This window comes from Pseudomonas sp. Pseu.R1, assembly GCF_045764065.1.
In the GTDB taxonomy this organism is placed as follows: Bacteria; Pseudomonadota; Gammaproteobacteria; order Pseudomonadales; family Pseudomonadaceae; genus Aquipseudomonas.
This window is the reverse complement of record NZ_JBJGEE020000001.1, coordinates 3,066,767-3,083,360: the sequence shown is the minus strand read 5'-3', so window position 1 is coordinate 3,083,360 and position 16,594 is coordinate 3,066,767. Positions and strand designations below refer to the sequence as shown.

14 protein-coding genes are annotated in these 16,594 nt (G+C 58.9%); 3 read left to right on the top strand and 11 right to left on the bottom strand.

Annotated elements, in window-relative coordinates; all coding sequences use genetic code 11:
- Positions 1 to 109 precede the first annotated feature (109 nt).
- Positions 110 to 1,003: an acyltransferase gene (locus ACI5GA_RS14305; protein ID WP_421423058.1), complete on the bottom strand. Its 894-nt coding sequence runs from the start codon at positions 1,001 to 1,003 to the stop codon at positions 110 to 112.
- A 195-nt stretch (positions 1,004 to 1,198) separates the two neighbouring features.
- Between ACI5GA_RS14305 and ACI5GA_RS14300 the strand changes: the two genes are divergently transcribed.
- On the top strand, positions 1,199 to 1,699 hold the full coding sequence (locus tag ACI5GA_RS14300; RefSeq protein WP_404636624.1) for an ATP-dependent zinc protease: 501 nt from the start codon (positions 1,199 to 1,201) through the stop codon (positions 1,697 to 1,699).
- Between the two features lie 98 nt (positions 1,700 to 1,797).
- Here the strand turns inward: ACI5GA_RS14300 and ACI5GA_RS14295 are convergent, their stop codons facing one another.
- The 8 genes from ACI5GA_RS14295 to ACI5GA_RS14260 all read right to left on the bottom strand — a co-directional run bounded on the left by ACI5GA_RS14295 (position 1,798) and on the right by ACI5GA_RS14260 (position 11,083).
- Positions 1,798 to 2,427, bottom strand: coding sequence for a glutathione S-transferase family protein (locus ACI5GA_RS14295; RefSeq protein ID WP_404636623.1), 630 nt, complete (start codon positions 2,425 to 2,427; stop codon positions 1,798 to 1,800).
- A gap of 210 nt (positions 2,428 to 2,637) precedes the next feature.
- Positions 2,638 to 2,829 (bottom strand): hypothetical protein, encoded by a 192-nt coding sequence (locus ACI5GA_RS14290; protein ID WP_421423057.1) that lies wholly within the window; start codon positions 2,827 to 2,829, stop codon positions 2,638 to 2,640.
- Complete coding sequence (locus ACI5GA_RS14285) at positions 2,826 to 3,959, bottom strand: PepSY-associated TM helix domain-containing protein (RefSeq protein WP_404636621.1); 1,134 nt, start codon at positions 3,957 to 3,959, stop codon at positions 2,826 to 2,828. The genes ACI5GA_RS14290 and ACI5GA_RS14285 overlap by 4 nt, the downstream gene beginning before the upstream one ends.
- Positions 3,960 to 4,042: 83 nt before the next feature.
- Positions 4,043 to 6,478, bottom strand: a complete 2,436-nt coding sequence (locus ACI5GA_RS14280; RefSeq protein WP_421423056.1) for a TonB-dependent siderophore receptor — start codon at positions 6,476 to 6,478, stop codon at positions 4,043 to 4,045.
- A gap of 145 nt (positions 6,479 to 6,623) precedes the next feature.
- Entirely contained in the window at positions 6,624 to 7,607 is a 984-nt protein-coding gene (locus ACI5GA_RS14275) for a FecR domain-containing protein (protein ID WP_404637008.1), read from the bottom strand.
- A 2-nt stretch (positions 7,608 to 7,609) separates the two neighbouring features.
- A complete protein-coding gene (locus ACI5GA_RS14270) occupies positions 7,610 to 8,128 on the bottom strand; it encodes an RNA polymerase sigma factor (RefSeq protein ID WP_404636619.1) in 519 nt (172 codons plus the stop codon).
- 289 nt (positions 8,129 to 8,417) lie between these two features.
- Positions 8,418 to 9,137: a PolC-type DNA polymerase III gene (locus ACI5GA_RS14265; protein ID WP_421423055.1), complete on the bottom strand. Its 720-nt coding sequence runs from the start codon at positions 9,135 to 9,137 to the stop codon at positions 8,418 to 8,420.
- Positions 9,138 to 9,148: 11 nt separating this feature from the next.
- The gene (locus ACI5GA_RS14260) at positions 9,149 to 11,083 is read right to left on the bottom strand and encodes a putative nucleotidyltransferase substrate binding domain-containing protein (protein WP_421423054.1); all 1,935 of its coding nucleotides are present in this window, start codon (positions 11,081 to 11,083) and stop codon (positions 9,149 to 9,151) included.
- A 221-nt stretch (positions 11,084 to 11,304) separates the two neighbouring features.
- On the opposite strand from ACI5GA_RS14260, the gene ACI5GA_RS14255 reads away from it, so the two are divergent.
- Positions 11,305 to 11,751, top strand: a complete 447-nt coding sequence (locus ACI5GA_RS14255) for a response regulator (RefSeq protein WP_404636616.1) — start codon at positions 11,305 to 11,307, stop codon at positions 11,749 to 11,751.
- A 161-nt stretch (positions 11,752 to 11,912) separates the two neighbouring features.
- Here ACI5GA_RS14255 and ACI5GA_RS14250 read toward each other — a convergent pair whose 3' ends face one another.
- On the bottom strand, positions 11,913 to 14,090 hold the full coding sequence (locus ACI5GA_RS14250) for a malate synthase G (RefSeq protein WP_421423053.1): 2,178 nt from the start codon (positions 14,088 to 14,090) through the stop codon (positions 11,913 to 11,915).
- 486 nt (positions 14,091 to 14,576) lie between these two features.
- On the opposite strand from ACI5GA_RS14250, the gene ACI5GA_RS14245 reads away from it, so the two are divergent.
- Positions 14,577 to 15,095 carry a glycine cleavage system protein R gene (locus tag ACI5GA_RS14245; RefSeq protein ID WP_421423052.1) on the top strand — a complete coding sequence of 173 codons (519 nt, stop codon included), beginning with the start codon at positions 14,577 to 14,579 and terminating at the stop codon, positions 15,093 to 15,095.
- Between the two features lie 562 nt (positions 15,096 to 15,657).
- Here ACI5GA_RS14245 and rarD read toward each other — a convergent pair.
- Entirely contained in the window at positions 15,658 to 16,551 is an 894-nt protein-coding gene (rarD, locus tag ACI5GA_RS14240) for an EamA family transporter RarD (protein ID WP_404636613.1), read from the bottom strand.
- Between the last annotated feature and the right edge of the window lie 43 nt (positions 16,552 to 16,594).

The window sequence follows — 16,594 nt, the reverse complement described above, 5'->3', positions numbered from 1 at the left end:
ACGTTGTGGGAGCCGCCTAGGTGGCGAATGCATTGTGTCAGATGACATCAATGTGTCTGGTGTGCCGCCTTCGCCAGCGAGCCGGCTTCCACGCGTTCGACAGTGATCTTCAAGCTTGCTGCGAGCCTCCCCGCAGCACCTCAATCCGCTCATCCTTCTCCACCCACAACCGATTCACCCATTCCTGCACGTATTCCCGAAAGGCCGGGTCATTCTCGTAATCGCCCTGCCACAGCGCAGGTTCGAGTTCGCGGGTCTTGATGTCGATGATCACGCGGGGCACCTGACCCGAAATCAGGTCCCAAAATCCGGGAATGCGCTCGCCGGGGTACACCACCGTCACGTCCAGCACGGCATCCAGTTGTTCACCCATCGCCGCCAGCACGAAGGCCACGCCACCCGCCTTGGGTTTGAGCAGATAACGATAGGGCGACGCCTGTTCATCGTGTTTGACGGGAGTGAAGCGCGTACCCTCCAGATAGTTCACGACAGTCACGGGCTGGCGTTTGTACAGCTCGCAGGCCTGGCGGGTGATTTCCAGGTCCTTGCCTTTCAGTTCTGGGTGCTTGGCCAGAAACGTCTTGGTGTAGCGTTTCATGAAGGGATAGTCGAGCGCCCACCAGGCCAGACCCAGAAATGGCACCCAGATCAGTTCTTTTTTTAGAAAGAATTTGAAGAACGGTGTGCGGCGGTTCAGCGCTTGGACCAAGGCCGGGATGTCGACCCAGGATTGGTGGTTGCTGATCACCAGATAGGATGTGTCTGCGCGCAGGCCTTCATGCCCCTTGATCTCCCAGCGCGTGGGGATGTACAGCTTGAAGATCAGCTTGTTGATTTCGATCCACGTCTCGGCAATCCACATCACCGCCCATGAACAGCGATCACGCATTTCGCTCTGGAACACCAGTTTGAGCAGCGCAAAGACCATCAGCGGCCCGAACAGCGCCAGGGTGTTGAGTAGCAACAGCAGTGTGACGGCGATTCCGGTGAGCAGGTGACGCATAAATCACTCGTGGTCGGTAAAGGGGCGGCAATGATAAGCAGCCGGGCCATCGGAGCCAAATCCAACTGTCGTCGACAAATGTTTCACTCAGTTACATGTACGCTGAGGTTCTTTCTTTGTAAGCGAACGATGCGCAAAGTTGCGGTCTAAAATCGGGCTCGTGCAACGCCCCACTCATAGAGAGGAATCTGTTACGTGAAATCCCTTCTGGCGCTTCTGTCCCTGCTTGCGCTGCCTGTCATGGCCGCCGAACCGACGATTTACGGTCGCTACGAGTACATTCAGGTCTCCGAATTCGGTGAGACCTTCAAGGCCAAGATGGACACTGGCGCACTCACCGCGTCGTTGTCGGCCAAAGACATCGAGATGTTCAAGCGCGATGGCGATGACTGGGTGCGTTTCCGTCTGGCCACCAAGGATGCTGACAACAAGGTGTACGAGCACAAGGTCTCGCGCATCAGCCGCATCAAGGGCCGTTCCGACGGCGAGGATGACGACGAGCCGGTCGACCCGACCAAACGCCCCGTGGTGGATCTGGAGCTGTGCCTGGGCGATGTGAAGCGCACTGTCGAGGTCAACCTGGTAGATCGCAGCCACTTCAACTACCCGTTGCTCATCGGCGCCAAGGCCTTGCGTGAGTTTGGCGCGGCAGTGAACCCGGCACGCCGCTACACCGCGGACAAGCCTGAGTGCTGACAGGCTGATTGACGTGCGGGCCTGATATCCGGCACCGTTCCGGCTTTACGCCCAATGCTAGGACGGGGCAAACGCGCCCCTAAGGACGCTGACGCCTGTCAAACCGACGGCAGCGTCTCTTTCATCGACGGCCGCTGACTGACTTCGTAATACCAGCTGGCCAGCCGCGGAAAGCTACTGCGCCAGCCCAGATTCGGCTGACGAAAATCCAGATAGCCCAGCGCCGAGGCCAAGCTGATCGAGGCAATATCGAAGTTGGAGCTGAGTTCGGTCACCGCTTCCGTTTCGAAATAGGACAGCGAGCGGAAGATCTTCTCGCCCTGATTGTCGATCCAGTCAGCCCAGCGCTTCTCCTCGGGGCGCAGAAACGTCTCGTAGCGAATCAGAACGGCAGCATCGAGCACGGCATCCGCCAGCGAGGCCAGCGTCAGGCGTCTCCAGCGTGCGGAGCCCTCCCGAGGGATCAAGGGATTGCCGACGTGCTGATGATCGAGATAGTCGAGAATCACCCGGCTGTCGTGAATCACATTGTCGTGTGCCAGTCGCAGTGCCGGGATCTTGCCGCACGGGTTGTCGCGACAGACCTGCGCATCGGGCTTGACTGGCGTAACGGTCACTGGCTTGAGGTCAACTCGCGCTGTCTGGCCGGTTTCGTGAAGCAGAATCAGCACCTTGCGTGCGAACGGCGAAGCGGCGTTGTAATACAGCGTCATGCTGGGAGCAGACATGGACATTCCTCTAATCGGACTGGCCATTAGACTAGTCAGCGGCACTTCGCCATGCAATAAGCGGTGTTCTGTGGGCTGATGAATTCATTGTGGGAGCCGGCTTGCTGGCGAAAACGGTGGGTCAGTCATCGGTGGACTCACTGACAGATCGCCTTCGCCAGCAAGCCGGCTCCCACACGGTAATGTCCCCCCACAGTAAGCGTGAACACCTCAAGTCCTGCGTCGAATCATCAGCCCCTTGATGCTCAACCACGCTGGAATGCCCATGCCGATCCACGACAAGACATCCCAGGCACCATCACCCAACAGCGCCGCGAACAGGCCCGCAGCGGTCAACGCGGCAATCCAGGTCGGTTTGGCGAAGGTCTTCCAGAACGCCGAGTGCTTCTTGTGTCGAGTCATGCCGCCTCCACCGCCTGGCGAACATTCACCGTTGCGGCCGCGCGCCGCCGAACCCACCACAGGTACAGGCCGCTGCCGAGCACGATGATGGTCAGCACGTCGAGAACGCCCCACAGAATCTTCATTGGCATGCCACCGTAATCACCAAAGTGCAGGGGTTGCGACAGCAGCAATGCGTCCATGTACCACGGGCTGCTGACGATGGCGGTAACGCTCAGGTCTTTCGCGTCGATCAACACCGGCGTCAGCAGGTGCGACGTCAGGTGGGTGCTGCCTTTCATGAAGACTGCGTAGTGGTGTTCGCTGGAAAAGCGCGAGCCGGGGAAGGCAATGAACGAAGGCTCGGTGCCTGGCACGGTGGCTTTGGCGATGTCCAGCAGGCGAGTCGCCGGGGCATGCTCAGTCAGGGGTGGGGCGTCGTGATAGGGCGCAACCATCGCCGCCAAGGCATCGTTGCGCCACTGCGCGATCACCAGGTCTGCACAGGCATTGAGCACGCCGGTCAGGCCAACGACGAACGCCCAGGTCAGGGTGACGACGCCGATCAGGTTATGCAGGTCGAGCCAGCGCACGCGGGTCGATTTGTTCGGGCGTACAGTGGCGAAATCCAGTCGGCGCATGAACGGTGCGTAAAGCACCACGCCAGAAATAATTGCTAACACAAACAACAGGCCCATAAAGGCCAAAAGCAGCTTTCCAGGTAACCCGGCGTACATATCCACGTGCAAACGCAGCATCACCATCATGAAACCGCCGTTCGCCGAAGGCGTTTCCACAGCTTCGCCGGTGCGCGAATCGAGCATAAACGTGTGGGTGTCGTTCGGATCGCCCCCTGCAGTTTTGCCCATGAAGGCATACATGCCGTTGGGTTCGTCTTCATCCCAACCGAAGTACTGAACGACCTCTCCCGGACGATGGGCCTCGGCAGCTTTCACCAATTGCTGAAGGTCCATACGCGGCGTATCGGCGGGCATCTCCTTGATTTCCGGGGCGTCGCCGAGCAGATGATCGATCTCGTGGTGGAACACCAACGGCAGACCGGTGATCGCCAGCATCAGCAAAAACAGCGTGCAGATCAGGCTGCTCCACGTGTGGATGAACGACCAACGGCGAATGGTTTGGCTCTTCATGGTGCGGGTACCGGGTTGAGCGAAAGCAAAAAGGGCCGCTGTTGCGAGCGGCCCTTGTTTTTCAGCGCTAGGAGTTTAAACGATTACCATTTGTAGTCCACGCTGGCGAGCACGCTGCGACGGTCGCCGTAGTAGCAATAGAAGCCGTCACAGGTCGAAATGTATTCCTTGTCGAATACGTTGTTGGCGTTCAACGAGACACTCACGCCTTTGAGCGAGTTGTTCATGCGACCAAGGTCGTAATGAACGGCAGCGTCGTACACCGTGTAGGCGTTGCTGTGGCCGTAGTTGGGGTCCGCGACAAAGCCGTAACTGCCGATGGCGATGTTGTCGGTCTCGCCGATATAGCGCGCACCGAAGCCCAGACCGAAACCGTCCAGAAGGCCGGTGTGCCACGTGTAGTCAGCCCAGATCGATGCAGCATTTTCCGGTGTCAGCGGCAATGGACGGTTTTTGTCCAATGGGTCGCTGACTTTGGTCATTTTGCTGTTGGCGTAGGTGTAGGACGCTGTCACTTTCAGGTTGTCGGTGACGTTGCCGACGGCTTCCAGTTCGAAGCCGCGTACTTTGGCTTCACCCAGTGGACGCGAGATGCCAAAGGTGTCACTCAGCACGATATCGCGGCGGGTCAGATCGTAGGCCGCAGCGGTGAACAATAGATCGGTGCCCGGAGGCTGGTATTTGATACCCGCTTCGTATTGCTTGCCGGTGCCTGGCTTGAAGGCGACGCCATTGGCGCCCCCTTGCTCAGCTTGGAACGACTCTGCGTAGGAAATGTATGGAGTAAAGCCGGAATCGAAGACGTAGCTCAGCGCCGCGTTGCCAGTGAAGGCGCTGTCGGTGCGGTCGTCGGACTGATTGGTGTTGTAAAACTTAGTGTCGGTCTTGAGCAGGTCCTGACGACCGCCCAATGTCAGGCGCCAGTTATCCAGAGCGATTTGGTCTTGAACGTAAACGCCAAAGTCATCGGTCTTCTGGTTGTAGTTCTGGAACGCACTGTAGCTGACGTTGCTGAAGTCCTGGCCGTATATCGGATTGGCAATGTTGCTGCTGGGTGCACTGCCGTACAGCCACTTGTAGTTGTGGTTGATGCGCTGATAGTCGGCGCCCAGCAATACGGTGTGTTTGAGCGCACCGGTGTTGAAGTCGGCCTGGAAGTTGTTGTCCAGCGCGAATTGGCTCATGTCTTCATTCACGATGTTTGCGCCACGAGCGACGGTACCGTCGTCAGACACCGACCCGAAGTAGCCACCTGCGGTAATACCCTGGAACGACAAATCGCTCTTGGTGTAACGCAGGTTTTGCTTGAACTGCCAGACATCGTTCAGACGCGTTTCAAACGCGTAGCCCAGCGCGTAATAGGTCTTGTCGTAGAATTCCCAGTCTGGATCGCCCAGGTTTTCGTGGTATTTGACGCGGCCAACGGCTGACGGGTATTTGGTGCCCTGAATCGGCAGGAACTGGCTGGTGATGCCGGTATCGTCGCGGTTGAACATGCTGAGCAGGGTCAGCTTGGTGTCCGGGTTGATGTTCCAGGTCAGGCTGGGTGCAATGTTGTAACGCTTATCGTCCACATGATCGATCTGAGTGCCGCTGTCGCGCACCACGCCAGTGACGCGGTATTCGAACGTATCGGCGTCGTCGATTTTGCCCGTGCTGTCAAAGCTGATTTGCTTGCGATTGTAGCTGCCGACCTGCGCTTGAATCTCGTGGCTGGCTTCGGCTTCGGGGCGTCGGCTGACCATGTCCACCAGGCCGCCCGGAGGGGTCTGGCCGTACACCGAAGAGGCCGGGCCGCGCAGAACAGCGACGCGCTCCAGGTCCCAGGTTTCCATTTTTGGCATCACATACGCGCCTTTCGGCAGCGGCAGGCCGTCGAGGAATTGGGTTGGCTCGAAGCCACGGATTTTCAGCCACTCGGCGCGGCTGTCGCTGCCGTAGCTGCTGGCGACCACGCCGGGCATGTAGCGCACGGCGTCGTCGAGGTTCTGTACGGCACGGTCCTGCATCTGCTGGCGAGTGGCGACGGAGATCGAGCGTGGTGCCTCAGCCAGTGCAGTGTCGGTCTTAGTGCCCGCTGCGGTGCGGGTGGCGGCGTAGCCTTCAGCCGGCCCCCACGCGCTCTCAAAATTGTCCTGACGCCCCTGAATGCTGGTCTCCGGCAGCGCCATCACGCCTTCCGGTGCTGCGATCAGACTGTAAGTACCCGCCGTGGTCTGGCTCAGTTGCAGCCCGGTGCCGCGTAGTGCCTGGGCCATGGCGCCCGGTGCGTCGAACTGGCCCTGAACCGGCGCCGACGTACGGCCCGCTGCCAGCGACGGATCCAGCGACAGGGCGATGCCGGCCTGGCTGGCGATCTGGGTCAGTGTGGTGGACAGCGGCGCAGCAGGCAGGTTGTAAGCACGAACGCTGGAGGCCTGCGAGGCGGCCAGCAGTTGGGTACTTGCCAGCGGCGTGGCGAGGGCGACAGCGACGGCCAGCAGGCTCGGTCGCAGGAGAGTTTGAAGCGTGCGGGACATGGGCGGCTCCTGAGTAGAATTGTTCTCAATGCCTATGTGCCGAACGAGATCTGAAAAGTGATAGAGCCGAATCGAAAATAATTTAGATTTACAATTTGGCACGATTCTTTGCTGATTCTGCGGGCAAACGCAGATTGCGGTGTTGCTACAACTTGCGCGTCTGCTTGGCATCGCTCGCGATCACGGTCACCCACCAATGGGTGCGCTCTTCGATGGCCACTGGCAGGGTCGGCATGAGTGCCTTGAGGGCCAGATCAGTGTTGTTCAGCGGGAAACTGCCGGTAATACGAAGGTCCGCGACATCCGAAGCCACCCCCAGATAACCCGAGCGATAACGGCTCAGTTCCGCGATAACGTCCTTGAGCGGCGCGTTGTCCACCACCAGCATCCCACGCAGCCATGCGTCGGCCCCCGGTTCCAGCGCAACCATCGGCCCCAGGCTATGGCGCTGGATCAGCATTTGCTGGCCCTCGTTCAGAATCATTTCGGTGCCGCTGGCCTGTGGGTGCGCAGCGACAGCCGATTGCAACACGCTCAGCAGCGTACCGTCGTCCTGGCGTTTGACCAGAAATTTCGTTCCCAGCGCGCGCATCTGTCCTTCGTCGGTTTCAACGATGAATGGCCTTGGGTCTTCGTGGCTGCCGGTTTCGACGAAAATTTCGCCTTCCTGAAGAATGACCCGACGTTGCCTGGCGTCGAATTTCACGTCCAGCGCGCTGTGGGTGTTGAGCCGGATCAGGGTGTTGTCCGACAGGCGAATGGTGCGTTGTTCGCCGGTTGCGGTGCGCTGGTCGGCCAGCCAATAACTCATCGGCAGGAATCGGTCACCCAGGAACAGGGTCAGCCCGAGTGCCAAGGCGAACCCGGCCACGCCACGGCCCAGTTTGCGCATCTGCCGCCCTGCACCTTCGCGGGAGCGCATCAGCGCGGAACGGGCAGGCCCGGTCGTGCCGATAAAGCGCTGATCGACCATCCCCAGTTGCATCCACGCGCGGGCATGCTCCTCGCTGGAGGCGTACCACTTGGCGAACTCTTCGCGCTCGGCTTCGCTGCCTTCGCCGCAATCCAGGCACAGTTGCCAGGCAATTGCAGCATCGAGCACTTTGGAAGAGACGGGACGGGTGGTGATGCTCATGTCGGCTCGCCATAAAGGGCGACGTAGCACTGGCGCATGCCCTGGGCCAGATACTGACGTACGCGAGGCACGGAAACGCCAATTTTGTCGGCTATTTCGGCGTGGCTCAAGCCATCCAGACGGTTATACAGAAACGCCGCTCGCGCCTTGCTGGACAACGTACCCAGCATGCGGTCGATGGCTTTCAGGTCTTCCAGGATCAGTTGCTGCTCTTCGAGGGAAGGCCGCTCGGCTTCGGGGATCAGCATCAACTCACTGAGATAGGCCTGCTCCAGTGCCGCGCGACGGAAATAGTCGAACAGCAGTCCTTTGGCCACTTGCACCAGAAAAGCCCTGGGTTCCCGTGGCGCATCCAGATTTTCGCGGCCCAAGAGGCGAATGAAGGTGTCCTGACTCAGATCTTCGGCGCGGTGTGGGCAGGCAACGTTACGTTTCAGCCAAGCCAGCAACCAGCTGCGATGGTCGCGATAGAGCGTTCCGACAAGCTGGTGTTGAGGACTTTGGAATGACGACACGTAGGCACCGAAGAGAACAAAGTAACTAACGAGAATTATTCGCGATTGTGTCAGAGCGGAAGAATGCTGGCAATTGGCGCTCATCGGAATGAGCTGAACGGTTGCTGTAGGAACCTGCGACAGGTTTTGTAGGGGATTGCCTTGTATGGACGCTAATGCAGCCTGTGAGAGCGAATTCATTCGCGAGAGGTCGGTACATCCATAAATCTCCGTCGGATGTACTCGCGCATCGCGAATCAATTCGCTCCCACAAGGTGATTCGGTGTACTCGCGACAGCACATTCGCGCTTTAAAACGAATGCGACTGCTGCCGACGCCGCCATTTGGCCAGGTATTGCTCCAGTTGCAGCGGGCTGTCCATCCCTTGCTTGCGCGCATGGCTGAACAGTATCAGCGCCAATTCCGCCGTCACCAACGCGTCGGCACTGGCGTGATGACGCTCTTCGGCGTGCAGCCCAAAAAATGCGGTCCAGTCATCCAGCCCTGCCTGACGCAAGCACGCCTGAGGAAATAACAGCGGCGCGATCTCGGCGACGTCCAGAAACGGGTGTTGCAGCTTGTAGCCCAGGCTTTCCTTCAAGGCTCGGCCAATCATGTGCTGATCGAAGGGGGCATGAAACGCCAGTAATGGGCTATCACCGACGAACGCCATGAAATCCAGCAATGCCTCCACCGGCTCGCTGCCTGCCGCAATGGCACTCGGTCCCAAGCCGTGAATCAGTACGCTGGGACTCAACTTGTGATCGGGTCGGGACAGCGTACGTTCGAACTGCTGGCCCAGATCAATCGCACCGTCCTCGATCACCACCGCGCCAATGGACAGCACGTCGTCGCGGTTCATGTTCAAGCCGCTGGTTTCCAGATCCAGCACCACCCAGCGTTGCTGTCGCAGCGGTTGCTCGCTGAGCGTCGCTGTGCGGGGCAGCTCGCTCAGGCGTTGCACTTGTTCGGCGGTCAGCTCGGGGGCTTTGGCGCGTTTGGCGGGTTTGAGCCACTGAAACAGGTTCATCGATCGATCGCTTAAAGTTGATAACGCAAGGTCAGGCTGGATTGCAGGCGTTGGGCCTGACGAAACGACTCCCGCAGGATTCGTCGATCCAGATGATTGAGCACGTCCGGGTCGATCCGGTTGGAATACGGCAGGTTTTGTCGGCTCTGCTGCTGGTGTTGCTGCATGCGAGTCTGCTGAATGAAGTGATAGGCCTCTTCATAGGCCGCGCCGTCCAGCGGGTCGATGACGTCTTGGGCCACCAGTTGGCGCAGCCGTTCAAGGGTGTTATTCGCCGCTACCCCGTTGGCGAGTGCAAGCAGCCGGGCGCCGTCGACGAACGGCGTCAGACCTTGGGTCTTGAGGTCCAGCGTGTCTTTCTCGCTGCCTTTGCGCGCCACCACAAAATCCTTGAAACGCCCCACAGGCGGGCGTTGACGCAGAGCGTTGTCGGCCATCATGCGCTGAAACAGTCGGTTGTCCGCGACTTGGGCCAGGATGCTCTGGCGCAATTGCTCGCCACCGCTTTCATCGCCCCAGACGACTCGCAGGTCGAAGTAGATGCTGGAAGACAGCAGGTTTTCCGGAGTCGCCCCACGAATGAACGCACTGAAGCGCCGCGCCCACTCGATGCGTGACAGGCACAGCTCAGGATTGCTGGCCATGATCCCGCCCTTGCACAGCGCGAAGCCGCACAGCGCCAGGCCTTGGTTGATGCGCTCGGCAATGGGCAGCAGACGACCTCGGATCTCGGCGGCTTGGGCGGCATCTTTGGCCTCGAAAATAATGCCGTTGTCCTGATCGGTGTAAAGGGTCTGCTCACGTCGGCCTTCGCTACCAAAACACAGCCAGCTGAACGGTATGCCGGGATCGCCTTTCTCTTCCAGCGTCAGCTCGATGACCCGGCAGACCATATGGTCGTTGAGCAGCGTGATGATCTGGGTGATCTGCGTCGATGACGCGCCGTGCGCCAACATGCGGTCCACCAACTGCACGATGTCGCCGCGCATGTTGCTCAGTGAATCGATGCGCGGGGCGTTTCGGATGGTGCGCGCCAGGTGCACGAGATCGACCCGTTGCAGAGAAAACAGGTCACGCTCGGACACCACGCCGCACAGGCGTTGGTCCTTTACCAGACAGACATGGGCGATGTGTCGCTCGGTCATCGCAATCGCCGCATCGAACGCGCTGGCGTCAGGACTTAAATAGAAGGGCGACTGAATCATGCTGTGGCTGATGGGTTGCCCGAAGTCCGCGTTTACGTCGGCGACCACTTGTCGCAAATCGCGCAGGGTAAAAATCCCCAATGGCGCCTTCGCCTCGTCGACGATCACGATACTGCCCACTTGCTGCTCGTCCATGAGCTTCACGGCCTCACGCAGCGGGGTGTCTGGCGCGCAGATCACCGGATGACGCATCGCCAGTTCGCCCAGTCGCGTGTTCAAGGAATATTGAGTGCCGAGTGTTTCCACCGCCTTCTGCTTTACTTGCTGATTCACCTGTTCGAGCAAGCTGCTGACGCCGCGCAGGGCGAAGTCGCGGAAGGTGCTGGAGAGGGCGAACAGCTTGATAAAGGCTTGTTTGTTCAGTTGCAGGCAGAACGTGTCCTCGGCCGCCAGATGTTCGGTGCGTGTGGCGCGTTCGCCCAGAAGCGCTGCCAGTGGGAAACATTCGCCGGTCGTGATTTCGAAGGTGGTTTCGGTGCCGCCCTTGGCCGAATGCGGGCGTTCCCCGACCACGCGGCCCTGTTTGACGATGTAAAAGTGCTCTACTGGCCCATCGCCAGGCTTGATGATGCTCTCATCCGTAGCGTAGAAACGCAGCTGGCACTGTTCAACTAGATAGGCGAGATGGGCGTTTTCCATCTGATTGAATGGTGGGAATTTTTGCAGGAATTGCATCGTGCCGTGAATGTTCTGCAGCACGGCTGTCTTGCCTGCCTGGATGAAAGCGTCTGCTTTGCTCATGACCGATACCACTTGTTTTTATGGCTCCATGGTCGACCGCTTATCGGGCAGTGCCCATTGGACGTAAGTCTTAGGCGGCAATTCGTCACTGGAGGGCGAGGGGGCCGTGGTGTACAACCTTCACGCCGCGGCCGAGAAGGCCTGGCAGGAAGCCGAGAACGTTGCAGCGTATCAGTCCGATTGCGCTGTCAGAATGAAGTCGACGGGAAGATGAGACGGGTATGTTCGATCACGACATTTTGAGTGATGAAGAGCGCGATGCCCTCAATGAGGTCATGCTGGCGCCTGCATCGCAATCGCCACAACGGGTGCTGATCGTCGACGACGACAAGGATGCTCGGGAGATCCTCGCCGAGATCCTCAGCCTCAACGACATCAGTTGCATCACGGCGGCTGGCGGCACCAGTGCCATGCATTTGCTGGAAACCCGGCCGTCCATTGCACTGCTGATCACCGACCTGCGCATGGTGCCGTGCGACGGGCTGGAATTGATTCGACAGGTTCGCGATTCGGACCGCGCGGCGCTACCGATCATTATCGTGTCAGGCGATGCTCATGTAAGGGATGCGATTGATGCGATGCACCTGAGCGTCGTGGATTTTCTGCTCAAGCCGATCAACACCAAGCAGTTGTTGAAGTTAGTGAAGCGGGAATTGGGGATGGCATAAGGTAGTCGCGGTCTTGAAATTGTGGGAGCCGGCTTGCTGGCGAGAGCGGAGGGTCGGTGACATTGATTTATCTGACCCATCGCTTTCGCCAGCAAGCCGGCTCCCACATGAGATTGCGTCGTTTCGCAAAGGGGGTGTGTCGTTGAAACACACCGCCTGTTTTACAGCCCGTTCTTCGCCTTGAACTCACGGCGACGGCGATGCAGCACCGGCTCGGTGTAGCCGTTCGGCTGTTTGGTGCCTTCGATCACCAGCTCCACCGCCGCCTGAAAGGCGATGTTGCTGTCGAAGTCCGGCGCCAGTGGGCGGTATAGAGCGTCGTTGGCGTTCTGACGATCTACCACCGGCGCCATGCGCTTGAGGCTGTCCATGACCTGTTGCTCGCTGACCACGCCATGACGCAGCCAGTTGGCGATGTGCTGGCTGGAGATGCGCAGCGTCGCGCGGTCTTCCATCAGGCCGACATCGTTGATGTCAGGCACTTTCGAGCAACCCACGCCCTGATCGATCCAGCGCACCACATAACCCAGAATGCCCTGCGAGTTGTTGTCCAGCTCGTTTTGAATCTCTTCAGGCGTCCAGTTCGTGTTCGGTGCCAGCGGGATGGTCAGGATGTCATCGACCGACGCCGGTGCGCGCTGAGCCAGCTCTGCCTGGCGCGCGAATACGTCGACCTTGTGGTAGTGCAGGGCATGCAGCGCGGCTGCGGTTGGCGACGGCACCCAGGCGGTGTTGGCGCCCGCCAGTGGGTGGGCGATCTTTTGCTCCAGCATCGCAGCCATCAGATCCGGCATGGCCCACATGCCTTTGCCGATTTGCGCACGGCCTTGCAGGCCGCACTTCAGGCCGATGTCGACGTTGGAGTTTTCGTACGCGCCGATCCACTTTTCAGCCTTCATCTGTGCCTTGCGCACGACCGGTCCGGCTTCCATGGAGGTGTGAATCTCGTCGCCAGTGCGGTCCAGAAAGCCGGTGTTGATGAACACAACACGCTCGCTGGCTGATTTGATGCAGGCCTTGAGGTTGACCGTCGTGCGGCGCTCCTCGTCCATGATCCCGACTTTCAGGGTGTTGCGCGGCAGGCCCAGCACGTCTTCAACGCGACCGAACAGCTCGTTGGTGAAAGCGACTTCCTCCGGGCCGTGCATCTTCGGTTTGACGATGTACAGCGAGCCTTTGCGGCTGTTGGCGCGGGACGTATTGCCCTTGAGGTTGTGGATCGCTGCCAGGCTGGTCATCAGGCCGTCGAGAATGCCTTCCGGCACTTCATTGCCCTGATTGTCGAGGATGGCGTCGATGGTCATCAAATGGCCGACGTTACGCACGAACAGCAGCGAACGGCCGTGCAGCGTTACAGGCTCGCCTTTTGGCGAGGTGTAGACGCGGTCCGGATTCATGGTGCGAGTGAACGTGGTGCCGCCTTTGGCCACTTCTTCGGACAGATCGCCCTTCATCAGGCCCAACCAGTTGCGGTAGACCACTACTTTGTCGTCAGCGTCAACAGCGGCGATGGAGTCTTCGCAGTCCATGATGGTGGTCAGCGCGGCTTCCATCAGCACGTCTTTGACGCCCGCTGCGTCGGTCTGGCCGACAGGACTGTTGGCATCGATCTGGATTTCGAAGTGCAGGCCGTTGTGTTTCAGCAGAATGGCCGTCGGCGCCGACGCCTCGCCCTGGAAGCCGACCAATTGCGCGTCGTCGCGCAGACCGGTGTTGCTGCCGCCCTTGAGGCCGACGATCAGCACGCCATCAACGATTTTGTAACCGGTCGAATCGACGTGAGAACCCGCCGCCAGTGGCGCGGCATCGTCGAGGAAGGCGCGGGCGAAGGCGATGACCTTGTCGCCGCGCACCTTGTTATAGCCTTGGCCTTTTTCCGCCCCGCCCTCTTCGGAGATAGCGTCGGTGCCGTACAGCGCGTCATACAGCGAACCCCAGCGGGCGTTCGAGGCGTTCAGCGCGAAACGGGCGTTCATCACCGGGACCACCAGTTGTGGACCGGCCATGGTTGCAATTTCTTCATCGACGTTTTGCGTCGTGACCTGGAAGTCCGCTGCTTCTGGCAGCAGGTATCCAATTTCCTGAAGGAAAGCCTTGTATGCGGCGGCGTCGTGGGCCTTGCCGACATTGGACTGGTGCCAGGCGTCGATGCGGGCCTGGAAGTCATCACGTTTGGCGAGCAGGGCTTTGTTCTTCGGTGCCAGCTCGTGGATGAGCTTGTCGGCACCGGCCCAGAACGCAGTGGCTTCGATGCCGGTTCCGGGAATGGCTTCGTTGTTCACGAAATCCAGCAGGACTTTGGCGACCTTAAGGCCACCGACTTGAACGTGTTCAGTCATTGCTTGCCTCACTCTGCTCAGCTATGTGCGCTTCGAGCGCTCTCTTGTTAAAGCCATCGTCATCGCCGCTCACCCTTGCCAGAACGTGCCCTTGCGGGCGGCTGGGCCGGGGCGAGTACCTGAAAGAAAAGGCGCGGGGCGCTTCGCGAAACAGGCTTCAACGCGCGGCGATGCTAAGTCAGGCATCGTTTCTGCGTCGGGTTAACGCTTATGTAGTGAACGCGGTGGAATACTACATGATGAGTCGCGGCGTGAAAATCAGACTAAATATGTCACCAAGCGACTGGATTTTTACGACGAGTCACATCGGGGTTACGGATGTTCTCAAAAAAAGTGTGAATTGTTCCAGAGAATTATCAAAACAGTACACAAATTGTTTCCTGAGGAAGCATCCGGGCGCTGTCTGATGTGTTGCCTATACTTGCCCAACCGCTGTGCAGGCACTGTTTGACGGCCTGCAGACCTATAAGACTGAAGGAGTCGACCATGGACTATCTCATCGTCACCGTATTTGCTCCCGACAAACCGGGGCTGGTCGAACGGATCGCATCATGTATCGCAAATCACGGTGGCAATTGGCTGGAAAGTCGCATGAGCCATATGGCGGGGCAGTTCGCCGGGATATTGCGCATTGGCGCACCGGTCGAAGCTCAGCCTGCGCTGAAGGACGCCTTATTGGATTTGGCAACCCAGGGCATTCGTGTTCAGTTTGCGGATCTGGGCCCTGAGTCATCCGAAACCTGGAAGCCCATCAGTATGGAACTGGTGAGCAATGACCGGCCGGGGATCGTGCGTGACGTCACGCGCGTATTGGCAGAGCAGGGCGTTAACGTTGAAGCACTGGAGACCAGCGTTGAACCCGCTCCGATGAGCAGCGAACTGCTGTTCCGCGCCAATGCGTTGTTGGGATTGCCAGCGACCTTGACGTTGGAGGTATTGCAGGAGCGTCTTGAAACGCTGGCGGATGAATTAATGGTGGAGCTCAAACTCAACCCTGACGACTGACGCAGCCTTAAGCGGTTTGCATAAGACTCCTTCCTGACCGCTCCCTACAATCGCTTACCGTTAGCGATGCAATCAGCGACTTCGGAGACACCGATCCTGCACGCGCAAGCGTGCAGCGGCTCATTGACCTTGACCAGGCTGGAAAGTTGGTAAACGAAAAAGGCGAACGTTATAAAACGATCGTGCTTTCTCACTGCCGTAACAACTTTCTAGAACCCGACAGCACGATTTCGTATTACGAGATGAGACCTCTGACGGATAGGGTCGAGCCGTCGATTGGCAAGGGGACGAGCGTTGGAGAGGTTCGTGTCACGAGATTGCACCGTGAAAGTGTTGAGCCGTTTGTCGTCGAACATCCCAGCCCTGTTCAATTTCAGTTTGTCCGCGTCTACCCAAAATCGACGACGACAACACCCTCTGGCGCAGCCGTTTGATAGGTTTTGAAGGCCAGCGTTGGAGGTGCGTTGTGCACAGATACCTTGAGTGAGGTTGTGGATAACCTGAGCAAACATCGCTGTAGCCCTTTTAGTTCGGTGCCTGCAGCGATGTGCTTGTTTTTTGATCAGCGTGACGCGCGACGACGGGAAGCCATCCAGGCGTCAACGCTGTAGATCACCAATCCGGCCCAGATGAAGCAGAACGTCACTACGGTGGTCGAGGGGAGTTGTTCACCGAACACCAGCACGGCGAGCGAGAGCACGAGTGTCGGCGCGATGTACTGCAGAAAACCCAATGTCGCATAGGGCAAATGCCGCGCAGCGGCGTTGAAACACACCAACGGTACCAGCGTTACGGGGCCGGCAGCCGCCAGCCAGATCGCCTCCGACGTGCTCCAGAATTCAGCCTGTGCACTGTGAGCCGTCGGGTTGAACAGCAACCAGCCAATGGCCAGTGGCACCAGAATCCAGGTTTCGACCACTAAGCCTGGCAGCGCAGCCACAGGTGCCTTCTTGCGAATCAACCCGTAGAAACCAAAACTGAACGCCAATGCCAGAGAAATCCACGGCAGGCTACCGACATGCCACACCTGTTGCAGCACACCGACCAGCGCAAGGATCACCGCCGCCCATTGCAGGGGGCGCAGCCGCTCCCTGAGCAGCACCATGCCCAGCATCACGTTGATCAGTGGATTGATGAAATACCCCAGGCTGGCCTCGACCATGTGGTTGTTATTCACCGCCCACACGTAGATCAACCAATTGGCAGCGATCAGCGAGCCGCTGCCCGCCAGAATCGCCAGTCGGCGCGGGTCGTCCCGCAGCTCACGCCACCAGCCGGGGTGTTTCCAGACCAGCAACAGCAGTGAACCGAAGATCGCCGACCAGATAGCGCGATTGACGATGATTTCTATCGAGGGCACAGCGGACAGCAGTTTGAAATAGATCGGAAACAGGCCCCAGATGATGTAGGCACTGAGACCCAGGATGTACCCGCGACGCGGGTTGGCAGCTTGCATGGGTGGACCTTCGGCAAGTTTTTATAAATGAACATCACGCCCT

Bases quoted from the DNA above. Each gene is read 5' to 3' on its own strand.
- ACI5GA_RS14305 (WP_421423058.1), bottom strand. From the start codon at position 1,003: ATGCGTCACCTGCTCACCGGAATCGCCGTCACACTGCTGTTGCTACTC.
- ACI5GA_RS14295 (WP_404636623.1), bottom strand. From the start codon at position 2,427: ATGTCTGCTCCCAGCATGACGCTGTATTACAACGCCGCTTCGCCGTTC.
- ACI5GA_RS14290 (WP_421423057.1), bottom strand. From the start codon at position 2,829: ATGACTCGACACAAGAAGCACTCGGCGTTCTGGAAGACCTTCGCCAAA.
- ACI5GA_RS14285 (WP_404636621.1), bottom strand. From the start codon at position 3,959: ATGAAGAGCCAAACCATTCGCCGTTGGTCGTTCATCCACACGTGGAGC.
- ACI5GA_RS14280 (WP_421423056.1), bottom strand. From the start codon at position 6,478: ATGTCCCGCACGCTTCAAACTCTCCTGCGACCGAGCCTGCTGGCCGTC.
- ACI5GA_RS14265 (WP_421423055.1), bottom strand. From the start codon at position 9,137: ATGAACCTGTTTCAGTGGCTCAAACCCGCCAAACGCGCCAAAGCCCCC.
- ACI5GA_RS14260 (WP_421423054.1), bottom strand. From the start codon at position 11,083: ATGAGCAAAGCAGACGCTTTCATCCAGGCAGGCAAGACAGCCGTGCTG.
- ACI5GA_RS14255 (WP_404636616.1), top strand. From the start codon at position 11,305: ATGTTCGATCACGACATTTTGAGTGATGAAGAGCGCGATGCCCTCAAT.
- ACI5GA_RS14250 (WP_421423053.1), bottom strand. From the start codon at position 14,090: ATGACTGAACACGTTCAAGTCGGTGGCCTTAAGGTCGCCAAAGTCCTG.
- ACI5GA_RS14245 (WP_421423052.1), top strand. From the start codon at position 14,577: ATGGACTATCTCATCGTCACCGTATTTGCTCCCGACAAACCGGGGCTG.
- rarD (WP_404636613.1), bottom strand. From the start codon at position 16,551: ATGCAAGCTGCCAACCCGCGTCGCGGGTACATCCTGGGTCTCAGTGCC.